Here is a 15,316-nt window from a genome sequence, read left to right as displayed (position 1 = left end):
ACATTTTCGCGTGAGCCGGGAGTGATGCTTCAGGAGACGTTAAGTGCCATATAGGATGAACGAAAAACAGTTCGACGCCGTCTTGGCGCTTGATGGCTTAGATAGATACGATTACTTCGTTAGCAAGAGCAAGGTCGCCGACTGGGAGCTGCTATGGGGTGTCAAAAGCGATGACGGCTGGCTCGTTCCTGTTGCTCCAGAAGAATTTGACTACTTTCCATTGTGGCCACACCCTGAATACGCGCAGAAAATCGTAGATGAAAACTTCCCTGGCCACCGAGCCACAGTCTTTGAAAGAAGAGCTGTTAAATGAAATGGCACGATACCTGTAAAAATAACGAGCAAAGGCCGCACGCGCCCTGGGGGGCTTTACCTTGCTACGCTAGGAGGTTTCTGCAGTGTTATGTGTATGAGGCCGGAAGCCCAAAATGTGAAGGGTTGGATCTGTTAGCAGGCAGCAGGTGGCCACATTATTTTTAATGTATGGGTTGCCGTATGGGTTGCTGATAGTGCTTTTATTTCTTATCTGCGGTTGGGGAAATAAAGGCTATATCCCTATCCCTTGGGTAGGCGCGATAAACTGCTCCTTGAATACTGCCCGGCTGTGCTACTTCAAAGCCCGTGTAGAGTTACACGCCAAACCTCACCGGCTGTTTTTAGCAGCCGGTGAGGTGATTTGTCGCTTTGCCAAATGATCAGGCGGTAGCGGGGCGGTAATGAGGAAGCCGGTCGGCGAACTCTTGAAGTGCATCAATGCCGGATTGGCGGGCGTCATGGCACCACTTTTCTAGTGCTTCTACCATTTCCGTGGAGCTACGGCTGGTCTGTGACCAGATGTCTTGCAGGCGCAAACGGAATTGGTAAATAGCTTCTAGTGTCTCGTTATTTTCCGTGAGCTTTTTGAGGCGTAGCTCTTGATTCGGTTTGATTAGGGTCAAATCCTGATGCAGTAAGGCTTTGGCGCGGGCGTAAAATTCACGGGTGGCGTCACAGGCGCGGGCTTGTTCCTGCTTGAAAACGGGGGTAATCACGGCTTTGCGGTAATGCCGCATAACTTGGAAGCGGTGCTGCATGACGCCGCGTAGGGCGTCCACGTCGATTCCGCGAGCGTTTTTTGCCAGGGTGGGTTTAGGTGCCACTTTCTTCACCTTGGCTAGGCCCACTATTTCGAACAGGCGAATCCAAGCCCAGCCGGCATCGAATTCGAAACGACGCACAGATAACTTGGCGGAGTTTGGATAGGTGTGATGATTGTTATGCAGCTCTTCGCCGCCAATCAGAATGCCCCAAGGCGAAATGTTGCGTGATGCATCGGCGCATTCGAAGTTCCGGTAACCCCAGTAGTGCCCTAGGCCATTGATGATGCCGGCGGCGAACAGTGGAATCCAGATCATTTGTACGGCCCATACGGTAATGCCGATGACGCCAAACAATAGCAGATCAATAACGGCCATTAAGGTAATGCCGGCCATGGGGAACCGAGAATAGACGTTGCGTTCGACCCAATCATCAGGGCAGCCGGCGCCGTATTTTTTCAGGGTTTCTTTATTTTCTGCTTCTTCGCGGTACAGTTCTGCCCCTTCGCTTAGTACCTTGCGGATGCCTTTAACTACCGGGCTGTGGGGGTCTTCTTCAGTCTCGCACTTAGCGTGGTGTTTGCGGTGGATGGCGGTCCACTCTAGGGTGTTCTGGGCGGTGGTGAGCCACAGCCAGAAACGGAAAAAATGTTTGAGCACCGGGTGCATGTCCAGCGCGCGGTGCGCGGAATAGCGGTGCAGGTACACGGTGACACTGACAATGGTCACGTGGGTCATGGCCAAGGTGATTAGCACCAAGGCGCCGAGGCTCGGAGCCAGTAGGCCCTCACTCAAATAATTCAGCATAGATGTCGCACAATAAAAAGATAGAGCCTCTATTGTGCCCTACCGGTGATGGCAGATAGAAGACACGAAGCAGGTCAAATTCGGACTTTACGGTCAATCAGGGGCCCAAAGGGGGCGATGGGCTGATGGCTGGGCGGCCCGCTAGGCGTCGCGCTGTAACAACAGGTGCCCTTGCGGGTTTACCGTCGCGGTCCAGCCCGTTTCCAGCCAGGTGGTGCCCACTGCTTCGTAAATCAGGGCTGGGCCGGTGAGGCGTTGACCTACACCCAGTGTTTCGCGGCTGAACACGGCCACCGCGGTGCGGATACCCGGCAGCGTCGCTTGGCGTTCGGGGTTGGCGGTTTGAGTGTGGCCGTCGGGCAGCGTGGGCGGGGTAGCCAAAGCCTGGCTTTGAATGCGTAGGTTAACCTGCTGTACTGGTAGCCCTAACCGGTGGCCAAAACGTTGCTGGTGAGCCGCATGGAAGCGGCTTACCCGGTCTGCCGGTTCTTCGTGCCAATCAATTTGTAGCACTGAGGACTGGCCTTGATAGCACATATCTACAAAAACCCGGTGCTGGATGCGGTCTGCGCTAACGCCTTCCGCGATAAGTTCATTTGAGCCTTGCTGTTGCAGCTGGACGATGAGTGCACGCAGGGAGTCTTCGTCGGCGGATTCTGGCAGCGCCTGCAATATTTCCCGTTTTCGGGGGGCATATACCAGCCCTTCGGCAGACAGCACGCCGGCCCGCTGCGGGACAATGGCCCGTGGCATGCCCAGGTTGTCGGCCAGCGCACAGACGTGCAGTCCCCCGGCGCCGCCAAAGCTCATTAGCGCGAAGTCAGCGGGATCGAAGCCCTTCTGGATGGAGATCACCCGCAGGGCTTGGGTCATGTGTTCGTTGGCTAGCGCCAGTACTCCTTCAGCGGTTTGCTGACGTGTCAGGTTGAGGGCTACGGCTAACCGGTCCATGGCCTGCTCAGCGCAAGCCACATCCAGCGTTAGTGAGCCCCCCAGGGCGAAGTCTGGTTGCAGCCGGCCCAGTACTACATTGGCATCGGTTACTGTGACGTGTTGGCCGCCGTTGCCGTAACACGCGGGGCCGGGATCGGCGCCGGCTGAGTGTGGCCCCACGTGCAGTAGCCCAGCCTCATCCACATAGGCTAGCGAGCCACCTCCGGCACCGATGGTGTGCATGTCTACCATGGGCACGGCCACGGGATAAGGACCGATGCGGCCCTGCTGGGTTAGGCGGATATCCCCGTCGAGCAAGGCAACATCAGTGGAGGTGCCGCCCATGTCGAAAGTCATCAAGTGTGGCTGCTGCAGTTGTTGCCCTAGCCGCTGAGCGGCGGCCAGCCCACCGGCGGGCCCAGACAATAGGAGATTGACGGCTTGGTTCGCGGCTTGTTGGGAAGCAATGGTGCCACCGTGGGATTGCATGATGGCCAATGGCGCGGGGCTGGTGGCCTGCTGTAGGCGTTGCAGGTAATCCGCCACTCGCGGCGCGAGCCAAGCATTTAGCCAGGTGGCCATGCCCCGTTCGTATTCGCCTCGAGTAGGTAAGATTTGGTGCGAGGGGCTCACTGCAAAGCCGGCACTGAGCAGAGCCTGGCTGAGCCGCTGTTCGTGCTCGGGGTTCAGGTAGCTGAACAGCAGGCACAGGGCGATGGACTCCGGAGCGATTTCACGGACCGCCGCCAGTATGGTGGCAATATCGTTATCGGTGAGCGCGGCAACGGTGTTACCCGCAGCATCGAGCCGTGCCGGGCAGCCCAGGGTGGGCACCTGGCTCACCGCCGAGGCGTTACTCGCCGGGGTAAGATTATAGAGCTCTGGACGGTTTTGGCGGCCAATGCGGAGGATGTCCTCCAGCCCGTTATTGGTAATCAATAAGGTGCGAGCGCCCTTGCCTTCGAGGGCGGCGTTGGTGGCCACGGTGGTGCCGTGCACAATGGCCAGTTGCCCACTGGCCATTGCATCACTCAGGCCCAGCTCCTGAATGCCTTGCAGGATGGCTTGTTCCGGGGACGCGGGCGTGGACAGCACCTTGTGGATGCGTGGTTCGCCATCGCCTAGCAGAACAAAGTCAGTAAAGGTGCCGCCGGTATCGACGCCGAGCCAGTAAGAGACGGACATAGTAGTGGGCAGTTATCTGTTGAACGGTGACAGCGAAAGACAAAAAAACTGGCAGCAAGGTAACATAGCTAGCGCCAGCGCGCTCTTCGGGACCGCGCAATGAGTTTTTAGCTGTTCAATTGTCCATTATCAATCACGAACTGACTTTCCTATGCCTGAATTACCTGAAGTGGAAACCACCCTGCGTGGCATTCGCCCGCATTTACAGGGGCGGATTTTGAAATCGGTAACGGTGCGCGAACCGCGGTTGCGCTGGCCGGTGAGTGAGGCGATTTATGCGCTGCGTGACTGCCCGGTGGTGGCGTTACGTCGGCGGGCCAAATATCTGCTGATTGAGCTGGAGCATGGGCAGCTGCTCATTCATCTGGGGATGTCCGGCACTTTGCGGGTGGTGGATATGGACCTGCCATTACGCAAGCACGACCATGTGGATTTGTTGCTCGATAGTGGCAAGGTGCTGCGTTTTAACGACCCGCGCCGCTTTGGCTCTGTGTTGTTCCAGGGCGGTGACCAGCCGCACAGCCTGTTGCAGTCGCTGGGGCCGGAACCGCTCAGCGATAGTTTTAATGGCCAGTGGTTGTTTGCTCGCTCTCGTGGCCGAAAGGTGGCAGTGAAAAGCTTTATTATGGATAACGCCACGGTGGTGGGAGTGGGCAATATTTACGCTCAGGAAAGCCTCTTTATGGCGGGTATCCACCCCTCCCGGGCGGCGGGCCGCATTTCCCTGGCGCGTTATCAGGCACTGGCAGAGGCAATTAAGCGGGTGCTGGCCCAGGCGATTGAGGCGGGCGGCACCACGCTGAAGGATTTCACCCGGGCGGATGGTCAGCCAGGGTATTTTGCTCAGTCCCTCAATGTGTATGGCCGTGCGGGCCAGCCTTGCGTGCAATGCGACGCCATATTGAAGGCGGATCGTCATGGCCAGCGGAGCACGGCTTATTGCCCACAATGCCAGCGGTGAAGGGGAAGGAAATTGATTACCGGATGGGACAGCAAGTGGTGTGGGCGGGAAATGCGTTGCGACGGGGTTGATCAGGCTTTGCTTTTTTGCACTATTGCTGGCCTAAGAACAAGGGTGTAGATTGTGATACAATTGTCGGAATATTAAAGGCTTAGCTGAAACAATGTCAGCGATACTTTAACCTGAAACGGTGATTTCAGGTTCAACTATAAAAAAACAAGAGGGACCCACCATGAAGCGAGCAAAGCGCCCGGTTGCGGCATCTGTACTCGCCTCCGCCATGCTGTTTGCTGCCATGGTGCCTATTACGGCACAGGCGGCGGAATCTAAGCTGGATCGTCCGGGAGAGATAGCAATGATCGGCGATGCGATTTTTGCGCGTCCGTTGTTGTTGGCTTCCACGGTGGTGGGCGCGGGCCTGTACGTGGTTACGCTGCCGTTCAGCCTGCTGGGGGGGAACCCAGGGGAGGCGGCGGAAGTGCTGGTGATGAACCCTGGAAAGAATACTTTTGTTCGTTGTTTGGGCTGTACGCCGGCGCAGCACGAAAGCCTGAAAGCGGAAAAAGAGATGCGCAACAACGCCAAGCAGGAGCAGGGCGCGGTGGCCAACGCTCAGTAGTTTCCTGCCCATTGCCGATGTTCGTATCGCGAAAGGCTAAGGCCTGGCTATGCTAGAGCCTTAAGCTAGTGCCTTAAAGCAAAAGCCCCGTAGCACGGGGCTTTTTTGTGGCTGATGGGCCCGTTGTTGTTTGGGCTCAGGCGCTGCCAAGTGTCAGGCTGCTGCCTTTTTCCCTACATACGTCAGCGAACAGGTAGTCGCAGAGGTAAGCCACTTTGCTATTTAGTGCGGCGTCGTCAAAGGGCTGGTCGTCAAGTGGCTGCCACTGCATGGCACTGAGGTGCAGCTGGACGTTACGCAATAGTAGACGGTGTGGATCTTTAAGGTCGTACATATCTAGGATGCCGTCGGCGTGGATCAGGGTATGCATGCCCATGGACATGGACCACTGGCCGATGCTGAACGTGAGCGGATCTTGGCCGTGGTCTTCCAGTTCGTTGCTGGCAATGGCATCACGAACGACCTGCTCTACCATTCTGCCGATGGGCTGGGTGGCGGCCAGGAACTGTTCGCGGCGGCTAGCTGACGACGCCAACCAGACCACTTCTGTCATGATGTATTGTTCGAGCCGGAAATGTTCGGGGTAATGCTGAGCAAACAGTGAGTACGCTACGGCAAACCCCATCATTTTATCGCGGTTGGAAAGGTCGGAATGGGCAACTTTCTCGAAGTAGGCCCGTCGCGTGGTGGTTAGCTCGGTGCAGACGGCAATGAGCAGATCTTCTTTGGACGCGAAGTGATGGTAAAGCGTGCCGGTGGCAAAATTACAGCTGCGGGCAATGGCCGCCATCTGTACCCCCAGCAGGCCTTTATCGCACAGCTGTTGCCGGGTTGCTTCAATAAAAAGCTGTTCTCTTTCTGCCAGCGCTTGTTCGCGCCCGCTGCGTGCTTTTGTCATAGTCATTGTCTTGTGTTATCCCGCCATTCAGTTTGAATAGCCTTGCTATAGGGTTCAAGCGCTTTTCTCAGCGTACAGGCAGGCGCGCTGTTTATAAAAGCACAGCGGCTAACTTTTCCAGCAATCCGTTTAGGTGGCGTAAGCCATTATCGGTACAGGCCAGCCGTTGGTCTGTGAGGGTCAGCAATCCCTGCTGTTCGAATGGCGTTAATTGGTGCCGCCACTGTGCAACAGGCTCTCCGGTCGCGTCTTCCAGTGTTTGCCAGCAGAGGCCATGGGTTAAGCGTAGGCCATTGAGCAGGGCTTCGAACAGACGGTCTTCGCGGGCAATGGGCTGGTGCTGGCGGCGAGCATGGGCCGCGTCTGCCAGGTAGTCTTCGGGTTTTCGGGTTTTCTGGTAGCGATGCACGTCACCCTGGGCGGCGGCAGTGATTTTGCCGTGGGCGCCGGCCCCGATGCCGAGATAGTCACCGAACTGCCAGTAATTGAGGTTATGTCGGCAGGGGCGCCCAGGTTGCGCGAAGGCGGAGATTTCATAACGCAGGTAGCCGTGCTCTGCCAGTAAGGCGAAGCCTGCCTGCTCGGTGTCAGCCATGGCGTCGCTGTCTGGTTGAACCGGTGGCGAGCGGTAGAAAACGGTGTTGGGCTCGATGGTGAGTTCGTACCAGCTTAGGTGAGTGGGCTGCAGTGCGATGGCCTGTTGTAGGTCGTCTAGGGCCTGTGCATGGGTCTGGCCGGGCAGCGCATGCATGATATCCAGATTGAAATTGTCGAAGCCGGCCTCCCGCGCTTGGTGAGCGGCGTTAATGGCGGCGCTGGCATTGTGGATGCGCCCCAATGCTTGCAAATGGGCATTGTTGAAGCTCTGGGCACCGATGGATAGGCGGTTGATGCCTGCCTCACGAAAGCCTTGGAAGCGGCCATTTTCCAGGGTGCCGGGGTTGGCCTCGAGGGTGATTTCCACGTTTGGGTGCAGGGCCAGCCTTTGCCGAATGCCGTGGAAAAGCTGCTGGTAAAAATCAGCGGATAGAAGGCTTGGTGTGCCCCCGCCGATGAACACGGTTTCTACCGTGCGCTCGCCGATCAGGGGCAGGTCCTGCTCTAGGTCGGTGAGCAGGGCTTGCAGGTAGGCCGCCTCAGGAATCTCGCCGCGCTCATGGGAGTTAAAGTCGCAATAGGGGCATTTGCGCACACACCAAGGGGTGTGGATGTAGAGTGAGAGGGGCGGGTTTTTGAGGGGCATAAAAAGCAGGCTGCCAGAGAATGAGTAGGCCATGTTAGCAATTAAATGGATAATGGCGCGCGGCTAAGTGATAACGAAACGAGACTATCGTATTCGTGCTGTTAATCATGCTCCATTTTTTAGTGATCGATGGGATTCTATTGTGCATATTTGGGTCGATGCAGACGCTTGTCCACGCCCGGTGAAAGAGGTGTTATTTCGCGCTGCGCAACGAGCGCAAATTCCTTGCACGCTGGTGGCTAACCAGCATATAGCGGTACCGCGTACGCCGTTAATCCGCTCTATTCAGGTCGGGCAGGGTTTTGATGTGGCGGATAACGAAATCGTGCAGCGCTGTGAGCCGGGGGATTTGGTAGTCACGCAGGATATTCCACTGGCGGCCGAAGTTGTGGAAAAGGGTGCAGAGGCGGTAACGCCCCGAGGTCACTGGTTGGATAAGGATACTGTGCGTGAGCGCCTGAATATGCGTGATTTCATGGAGGAAATGCGGTCCGCTGGGATGCAAACCGGTGGCCCGGCAAGCTATTCAAACCAGGACAAGGGGCGCTTTGCCAATGCGCTGGACCGCTGGTTAGCCAGGGCGCAGAAGTAACCCATTATCCGAGCTGAGATCACCGCCGCTGTCGCCCACACCTTTTCCGGTCCTGCATAACGTTTGCTAGCATGGGCCTGAATGAGCCCGGAGAACGCTAACGGCTCGCGGTATTTACTCTTTCAGCGCCTTGATTAAGGTGGCCATAGCTTTGCCCCGGTGGCTGATGGCGTTTTTCTCATCCGCGGGTAATTGTGCGGCGGTGCAGCCTTTTTCTTCCACGAAAAAGTGTGGATCATAGCCAAAGCCTTGGTCACCTTGGGGCTCCAGCACAATGCGTCCGTTCCAGCTACCTTGGCAGATTAGTGGGGTGGCGTCGTCTTCGTGGCGCATCAGAACAAGCAGTGCCACGTAGCGGGCCTGGCGCGCGTCTTCTGGGATTTCCGCTAGCATTTCTACCAGCAGAGCATTGTTCTTGGCGTCAGTGGCACCGACCCCAGAAAAGCGTGCTGAAAAAATGCCAGGGCTACCGTTCAGGGCGCTGACCTCCAGTCCGGAATCATCGGCGATGGCGGGTAGCCCGGTGTGCTTGCAGGCATTGCGAGCTTTGATAATGGCGTTTTCCACAAAGGTACTGCCGGTTTCATCGGCTTCCGGTACGCAAAATTCACTCTGGGCAACGACTTCAATGTTGAGTGGTGCCAATAGGCGCTGCATTTCAGCGAGTTTTTTTGCGTTGCCGGAGGCGAGAACGAGTTTTTCCATTGGGGGTTCCTGACGTCGGTTAGGTGCGTGCTACAAGCGGCAATATGAGAAGCGTTGTATTAAACGCTTCAACTCTTCGTCGCGCCGGCGAGTAGCAAAAATCAAATATTCTGAAGGTTACGAGAACCCGACTTTTCCCCGTCCAGCGTGTATCGCTTTATCCCTTCACCCGGTAAATGGCGATTTCGCCGAACAGGTTGGGCCACCATTTGCTGAGCACGCTGGTGCGGTGATTACGGTTAATGACCTGGCGTTCAAGGATCCGAATGCCTTGTTTTCGGCAGTGGGTTTCAAAATCCTGCACGGTGCACAGGTGGATGTTCGGGGTGTTGTACCACTCGTGGGGCAGCGCGGATGATACGGGCATGCGCCCTTTCAGGCCCAGGTAAGCGCGGACCTTCCAGTGGCCGAAGTTGGGGAAGGTGATAATGGCTTCGCGGCCAACGCGGATCATTTCGTTGAGAATTTGGTCCGGGCGTAGAACCGCTTGCAACGCCTGGGTCATGATCACGTAATCGAAACGGTGATTCTGGAAGTTACCCAAGCCGCTGTCGAGATCCTGCTCTAGAACATTGACGCCTTTTTCAAAGCAGGCCGCCAAGTTGTCTTGGTTGATTTCCAGGCCGTAGCCGGCGGTTTTTTTGTGTGTTTTCAAATGCGCTAGCAGAGTGCCGTCGCCGCAGCCTAGATCCAGCAGGGTGGCATTGTGCGGGATCCAGTCGCTGATTAGTTGAAGGTCATCACGCATGGGGGGCGGCCTCTACAGCTTGCGATTTATTCTCTGTCTCGTTGGCAACCCTGTGCATGTAGGCACCGAACAGCTTTATGTACTCGGGAATATCCAGCAAAAAGGCGTCGTGGCCCTTGGGCGTATCGATCTCGGCGTAGCTCACATTACGACCGGCGTGGACTAAGCCGTTGACGATTTCTCGGCTGCGCTCTGGGGCAAAACGCCAGTCGGAGGTGAATGACATCACCAGAAAATTACAGGTGGGCTTGCTTAAAGCCTGCTCCAGCGAATGGTCGAATTCCCGAGCTGGATCGAAATAATCCAATGCTTTGGTCATCAGCAAGTAGGTGTTGGCGTCGAAGTTGCGAGAAAAGACTTCGCCCTGATGGCGCAAGTAGGATTCGACCTGAAATTCCACGTCGAAGCCGAAATGGAAGCGCCCGGCGCGCAGGTCGCGGCCGAACTTCATGCGCATGGCGTCGTCACTCAGGTAGGTGATGTGGCCTACCATACGCGCCAGAATCAGCCCTTGCCGAGGGTAGGTATCGTGCAGGTAATAACGCCCACCGTAGAAATTCGGGTCGGTCAGAATGGATTGTCGCGCCACTTCGTTGAAGGCAATGTTTTGGGCCGACAATTTGGGCGCGGCGGCGATCACTACCGCATGGCTGAGCCGTTCTGGGTAATCGATGGACCACTGCAGCGCCTGCATGCCGCCCATGCTGCCGCCAATCACTGCCGCCCAGCGTTGAATGCCTAGCACATCGGCGAGGCGGGCCTGGCTGTTCACCCAGTCTTTCACTGTCATCATGGGAAAATCGGGGCCCCAGGGCTGGCCGCTTTCCGGGTTGATGGAGGCGGGGCCGGTGGAGCCGTGGCAGCCGCCAAGGTTATTCAGGCTGACGACGAAGAAGCGGTTGGTATCGATGACTTTACCGGGGCCGATACAGGTATCCCACCAGCCCGGGCGCTTGTCGTCTGCCCGATGATAGCCCGCCGCGTGATGATGGCCGGACAAGGCATGGCAGATCAGCACTGCGTTGGATGCGTCGCTGTTGAGGGTGCCATAGGTTTCGTAAATCAGGTCATAGGTGGGCAGCGTGCGCCCACACTCCAGCTCCAACGGGGTGTCGAAGTGATGCACCTGTGGCTCGACCAACCCTACGGAGTCGGCGGCGGTGTGGGGCAAGGCGTCCGGATTCTGTGGCGACATGATGACTCGCTAGCAAGAGATGTCGCAAAGTCTAAAGCCAGCCCGGTGGACGCGCAATCAAAGCACGGCAGTTGTCATGGTATCCTGCTGATCAAACACACTATTTTTAGGTTAATCGCGGATTAGGGTGGAAACAATGGTCATGCCTTCCGCCCCGCAATAAAGGTTTTAGATTATTCACTGAACAGAGGGGGAGGGGCGGCGTATGGCTAAGGGGTCGTTAGCGGACAGGCTGTATGAAAAAGTAGCCAATGATGAAGATGCTCGCACCTGTAGCGATATCAGCGAGGACGCTTGCCGGGAGGTGCCAGGCAATTTCTTCCGCATTATCTTCGCCAATACGCTGACTAAGGTCGGCGACTTGCTGATCAATCCGAAAACCGTGTTGGCCTGGTTAATCAGCGCTGTCGGGGCGCCGGGGGCTCTGGCCGGGTTGCTGGTGCCCATTCGCGAATCTGGCTCGCTGATTCCCCAGTTATTGATAGGGGCGCTGGTGCGTCGCTATCCGGTACGCAAGGGGTTTTGGGTGCTGGGTTCGGCACTGCAGGGGTTGTCCGTGTTGGGGATGGCGCTGGTGGTCTGGTTGCTAGAAGGCTTGGCCGCTGGGCTGGGTATTGTCGGGCTGCTGGTCGTCTTTAGTGTCAGTCGGGGGTTCTGCTCCGTGGCCATGAAGGACGTGCAGGGCAAGTGTGTTCCTAAATCTCGCCGTGGCCGGCTTACTGGGCTGTCGGCCACTCTCTCTGGGGCGCTTACCTTCGCGTTGACGCTGCTGGTGTTCAGCAACGATAGCGACCCGTCCATGCTGTTTTACACCGCATTGCTGGCTGGTGCAGGTGTCGCCTGGCTGGCAGCAGCGCTAGTGTTCCTGCGTGTGGATGAATACCCCGGTGCCAGCGAGGGTGGCAGCAATGCCCTGCGGGAGGCGTGGAGCAGTTTGTCACTGTTGAAAACCGATGTGCCGTTTCGGCGTTTCGTGGTGACCCGCGCGTTGCTGATGGCGTCTTCTCTAGCGTCGCCGTTTCTGGTGTTGTTGGCAAAGGAACAGTCTAGCTTGGGTTTGCTGTTGGGTAGCTTTGTGCTGGCTTCGAGCCTAGCCAGTGCCGTGAGTGCCACGGTGTGGGGCTATATGGCAGATAGCTCCAGCCGAACGGTGATGATCCGTGGCGGGGCGCTTGCGGCGCTGGTTTGCATGGTCGCGGGCGGCGTGTCGGTGTCAGGAGTTGAGGTGGACGGTGTGCACTGGTTGTATCCTGTCGCGTTCTTTGTTCTGGCCATCGCTCATGCTGGTGTGCGCATCGGCCGCAAGACTTACATGGTGGACATGGCGGGGGGGACTAAGCGTACGGATTACACTGCGGTGAGTAATACCGTGATTGGCGTTCTGTTGCTGGTGGTTGGCGGTATCAGCGCGGCGGTGGCTCTGCTGGGGAATGATTGGGCCTTGTTGGTGCTGGGGGGAATGGGGGTGATGGGGGTGGTTTCAGGCGCTTTGCTTAAGGATGTGTAATTAGTCTCTTAAGGTTTAGTTGGCGTCTTTACTCATAAGAAAAAATAATTAGGATTGAGGTCTGTTTATCCATTGGGAAGAACGTGTAAATGAAAAAATATTTAGCGGTTATGGCGTTAGGTTTGCTGGCGAGTTCGGCGTGGGGGGAGGCTAAACCGTCGGGTTTTATGCTTGGTGCTGGTGTGTCGTTCGATACAAGTAATTTTGCAGATGAGATTGAAGATCAACTGGACAGGACGGGGCCAGGTTACAGTGTTGACGATGACGGAGCAGCAACAGGGAAGGACATTTACCTGGGTTATGCCTTTGGCGGGGCGTCTTCATTGAGGCTGGGTTACAAATGGTTTGGTAGTCAAGAAGGTGAGGTCCACCAGTATGGCGTCAAGACCGGTGAATACGAAGTCGATGCCGATGGTATGTATATGGCCGCAGATTTATTGTTTCCGCTGAGCGAGACGTTTTTTCTGGGTGGTACTTTGGGTATTCAGAATTGGGATGGTGAGGTGACAGCAAGAAACCCGTTGTCTTCTATAAAGTCGTCATCGGATGGCCGGGACTTTTTTTATGGCGTGCGAGCCAAATTCCTTTTCAATGAAAAGCGAGGCGGTGTCGTGATCGGCTATAACCGATATAGCTTTGAAGATGAGAACGGTGATGATCTGGAATACGATAGCTTGCAGATTGGCTTGGAAGGCTATTTCTACTAAGGGTGAATAAAGAAAAACCGCAGCCTTAGCTGCGGTTTTTTATGACCGTGTTTAAGCTGAATGCGTTTCTGTTAAGCCCTTTTCTCGAATAATAAATCCCACACCCCATGGCCCAATTTTTCGCCGCGGCGTTCAAACTTGGTTTCCGGGCGCCAGCTGGGCCGGGGAGAAAATGCGCTTGGGCCTGCCAAGTTGCTAAACCCTGCGGCCGCATCCATCACTTCCATCATGTGCTCTGCATAATTTTCCCAGTCCGTGGCCATGTGCAGAATGCCTCCTGGCTGAAGTTTGCGCTGCACCAAAGCCACCCAAGCGGGCTGAACTATTCGGCGCTTGTGGTGCTTTTTTTTGTGCCAAGGATCGGGGAAATACAGTTGAACCCGCGCCAAGCTGTTGTCGGGGATGCACAGCTCAAGAATCTCTACCGCATCGTCACAGTAGCTGCGCAGGTTGCTTAGGCCCTGTTGCTCAATCTCCATAAGCAGCGCGCCTACGCCGGGGCGATGCACTTCAATACCGATAAAGTCCTTATCGGGATCGGCGGCAGCCATTTGCGCTAGCGATTGGCCCATGCCGTATCCGATTTCGAGAACCCGGGGGGCGTCGCGACCGAAAACGCTTTCGGGGTTGAGCATGCCTTGGTCGCGCTCCAGCCCAAAGCGGGGCCACAGGGTGTCCAAAGCATTGCGTTGTCCGGCGGTCAGGCGGCCTTCGCGCAGCACAAAGCTGCGCACTTTACGCATGACTTTCCCCGTTTCCGGATCTTTATCGTGGTTGATGAAATCGAGCATGGTGCCGAGTTACCGTATGAGAGGCGAAAGTAATCAAGGGCGGATTATAACCGTCCTTTGAAAAAAAGGGCGACAGCGGGGCCACAGGGTGTGGCCTTCACGTTGTCTTGATCGGTGATTTGTAAAGATAACGCTATATGTGAACGCAACTCTGCCCTTATGTGCACCAGCATCGATGATTTCCCCCCTTGGCGCCAACTCCCTCCAGAGTGGCGCCGTTTTTTTGTCTGTCGAAAGGCTTAGCGGCTCAGACCATCCAGTGGCGATGAGGCAGAGGCATAGGCCTTGCGAGGCATGCGCCCGGCCAGAAAAGCTTCGCGGCCAGCTTCAATGGCTTTCTTCATGGCGGAAGCCATTAGTACCGGCTTTTGTGCATGGGCCACGGCAGAGTTGAGTAGCACCCCATCGCAACCCATTTCCATGGCCAGTGCGGCATCGGAAGCGGTGCCGACGCCGGCATCGACAATGATGGGCACGTTGGCTTCTTCCATGATGAGCTTGATGTTGTGAGGGTTAAGGATGCCAAGCCCAGAGCCGATTAATGAGCCCAGCGGCATTACTGCCACACACCCCATATCTTCCAGCTCTTTCGCCACGATGGGATCGTCGTTGGTGTAGACCATGACGTTGAAGCCGTCGTCGATCAGTTCGCGGGCGGCGTGCAAGGTATGGGTGATGTTCGGGTACAGAGTTTTCTGATCGCCGAGTACCTCCAATTTGACCAAGCTATGGCCATCAAGCAGCTCCCGAGCCAGTTTGCAGCAACGCACGGCATCTTCGGCGGAGAAGCAGCCGGCGGTGTTAGGCAAAATGGTGTATTTGTCGGGGCTGACGAAATCGAGCAGATTGGGTTCGTCTGCGTTTTGGCCAATATTGGTGCGGCGAATGGCGACGGTAACGATTTCCGCGCCGCTGATTTCGATGGATTCGCGGGTTTCGTCAAAATCTTTGTACTTGCCGGTGCCGATCAGCAGGCGGGAGGAGTAGGTTTTTCCGGCAATGGTAAGCAGATCGGACATGGGGGCCTCTTAGGGTATTAACGTCTTTTATCAGGTTTGTCCGGCAGCCTTGGAACCTGCACAGGAACTCAGGGGACGCCTGGACCTATTGGCTAAGGCGATGCCTGCACCGTAAATGTTCTTTGGTGCTATCCGCCGCCGATGGCGTGGACGATTTCCACCACGTCATCCTCGTTCAGAGCAAAATCGCTGTGCTGGCTTTTAGGGATGATTTCCCGGTTCACTTCCACGGCCAATCGGCGGCCAGTCAGTTCCAGTTGGCTCACCAAATCAGCAATGGTATTGCCATTTAGTGTGAGGGTATCGCCATTTACAGTGAGCTTCATGATC

Annotated in this window: 16 protein-coding genes; 6 read left to right on the top strand and 10 right to left on the bottom strand. The window is 56.2% G+C overall.

Annotated features, from left to right (window positions below):
* Positions 1-55: 55 nt before the first annotated feature.
* On the top strand, positions 56-313 hold the full coding sequence (locus tag AS19_RS13140) for a DUF2750 domain-containing protein (RefSeq protein ID WP_046962193.1): 258 nt from the start codon (positions 56-58) through the stop codon (positions 311-313).
* A gap of 382 nt (positions 314-695) precedes the next feature.
* Here AS19_RS13140 and AS19_RS13135 read toward each other — a convergent pair whose 3' ends face one another.
* Both AS19_RS13135 and AS19_RS13130 read right to left on the bottom strand, forming a co-directional pair.
* Positions 696-1,883: an acyl-CoA desaturase gene (locus AS19_RS13135; protein ID WP_011589856.1), complete on the bottom strand. Its 1,188-nt coding sequence runs from the start codon at positions 1,881-1,883 to the stop codon at positions 696-698.
* A 141-nt stretch (positions 1,884-2,024) separates the two neighbouring features.
* Positions 2,025-4,001, bottom strand: coding sequence for a hydantoinase/oxoprolinase family protein (locus AS19_RS13130; protein WP_046962191.1), 1,977 nt, complete (start codon positions 3,999-4,001; stop codon positions 2,025-2,027).
* 151 nt (positions 4,002-4,152) lie between these two features.
* On the opposite strand from AS19_RS13130, the gene mutM reads away from it, so the two are divergent.
* Both mutM and AS19_RS13120 read left to right on the top strand, forming a co-directional pair.
* Complete coding sequence (gene mutM, locus AS19_RS13125; protein WP_011589854.1) at positions 4,153-4,962, top strand: bifunctional DNA-formamidopyrimidine glycosylase/DNA-(apurinic or apyrimidinic site) lyase; 810 nt, start codon at positions 4,153-4,155, stop codon at positions 4,960-4,962.
* Between the two features lie 232 nt (positions 4,963-5,194).
* On the top strand, positions 5,195-5,581 hold the full coding sequence (locus AS19_RS13120; RefSeq protein WP_035459973.1) for a hypothetical protein: 387 nt from the start codon (positions 5,195-5,197) through the stop codon (positions 5,579-5,581).
* A gap of 136 nt (positions 5,582-5,717) precedes the next feature.
* Here the strand turns inward: AS19_RS13120 and AS19_RS13115 are convergent, their stop codons facing one another.
* Together AS19_RS13115 and hemW are read right to left on the bottom strand one after the other, a co-directional pair.
* Positions 5,718-6,479 carry a TetR/AcrR family transcriptional regulator gene (locus tag AS19_RS13115; protein ID WP_158319822.1) on the bottom strand — a complete coding sequence of 254 codons (762 nt, stop codon included), beginning with the start codon at positions 6,477-6,479 and terminating at the stop codon, positions 5,718-5,720.
* Positions 6,480-6,570: 91 nt separating this feature from the next.
* Entirely contained in the window at positions 6,571-7,722 is a 1,152-nt protein-coding gene (gene hemW, locus AS19_RS13110) for a radical SAM family heme chaperone HemW (RefSeq protein ID WP_035460146.1), read from the bottom strand.
* A 139-nt stretch (positions 7,723-7,861) separates the two neighbouring features.
* Here hemW and AS19_RS13105 point away from each other — a divergent pair, with 139 nt between their 5' ends.
* The gene (locus AS19_RS13105) at positions 7,862-8,314 is read left to right on the top strand and encodes a YaiI/YqxD family protein (RefSeq protein ID WP_332370060.1); all 453 of its coding nucleotides are present in this window, start codon (positions 7,862-7,864) and stop codon (positions 8,312-8,314) included.
* 114 nt (positions 8,315-8,428) lie between these two features.
* Here the strand turns inward: AS19_RS13105 and rdgB are convergent, their stop codons facing one another.
* The 3 genes from rdgB to AS19_RS13090 form a co-directional block, all read right to left on the bottom strand.
* On the bottom strand, positions 8,429-9,019 hold the full coding sequence (gene rdgB, locus AS19_RS13100) for an RdgB/HAM1 family non-canonical purine NTP pyrophosphatase (RefSeq protein ID WP_011589849.1): 591 nt from the start codon (positions 9,017-9,019) through the stop codon (positions 8,429-8,431).
* A gap of 157 nt (positions 9,020-9,176) precedes the next feature.
* Positions 9,177-9,767, bottom strand: coding sequence for a methionine biosynthesis protein MetW (metW, locus tag AS19_RS13095; RefSeq protein WP_046962190.1), 591 nt, complete (start codon positions 9,765-9,767; stop codon positions 9,177-9,179).
* Complete coding sequence (locus AS19_RS13090) at positions 9,760-10,962, bottom strand: homoserine O-acetyltransferase (RefSeq protein ID WP_011589847.1); 1,203 nt, start codon at positions 10,960-10,962, stop codon at positions 9,760-9,762. The genes metW and AS19_RS13090 overlap by 8 nt, the downstream gene beginning before the upstream one ends.
* Before the next feature lie 205 nt (positions 10,963-11,167).
* Here AS19_RS13090 and AS19_RS13085 point away from each other — a divergent pair, with 205 nt between their 5' ends.
* Together AS19_RS13085 and AS19_RS13080 are read left to right on the top strand one after the other, a co-directional pair.
* Positions 11,168-12,469: an MFS transporter gene (locus AS19_RS13085; protein WP_046962189.1), complete on the top strand. Its 1,302-nt coding sequence runs from the start codon at positions 11,168-11,170 to the stop codon at positions 12,467-12,469.
* Between the two features lie 89 nt (positions 12,470-12,558).
* Positions 12,559-13,176 carry an outer membrane beta-barrel protein gene (locus AS19_RS13080; protein ID WP_046962188.1) on the top strand — a complete coding sequence of 206 codons (618 nt, stop codon included), beginning with the start codon at positions 12,559-12,561 and terminating at the stop codon, positions 13,174-13,176.
* Between the two features lie 71 nt (positions 13,177-13,247).
* Here the strand turns inward: AS19_RS13080 and trmB are convergent, their stop codons facing one another.
* The 3 genes from trmB to thiS form a co-directional block, all read right to left on the bottom strand.
* Positions 13,248-13,967, bottom strand: coding sequence for a tRNA (guanosine(46)-N7)-methyltransferase TrmB (gene trmB / locus AS19_RS13075; RefSeq protein WP_011589844.1), 720 nt, complete (start codon positions 13,965-13,967; stop codon positions 13,248-13,250).
* A 239-nt stretch (positions 13,968-14,206) separates the two neighbouring features.
* Positions 14,207-14,986 (bottom strand): thiazole synthase, encoded by a 780-nt coding sequence (locus AS19_RS13070; RefSeq protein ID WP_011589843.1) that lies wholly within the window; start codon positions 14,984-14,986, stop codon positions 14,207-14,209.
* A 128-nt stretch (positions 14,987-15,114) separates the two neighbouring features.
* On the bottom strand, positions 15,115-15,312 hold the full coding sequence (gene thiS / locus AS19_RS13065) for a sulfur carrier protein ThiS (RefSeq protein WP_011589842.1): 198 nt from the start codon (positions 15,310-15,312) through the stop codon (positions 15,115-15,117).
* Positions 15,313-15,316 lie beyond the last annotated feature (4 nt).

It is taken from the genome of Alcanivorax sp. NBRC 101098 (assembly GCF_001010505.1).
Taxonomy (GTDB): domain Bacteria; phylum Pseudomonadota; class Gammaproteobacteria; order Pseudomonadales; family Alcanivoracaceae; genus Alcanivorax; species Alcanivorax borkumensis.
Note: the sequence above shows the minus strand (reverse complement) of the source record. Positions and strands in the feature narration are given on the sequence as shown.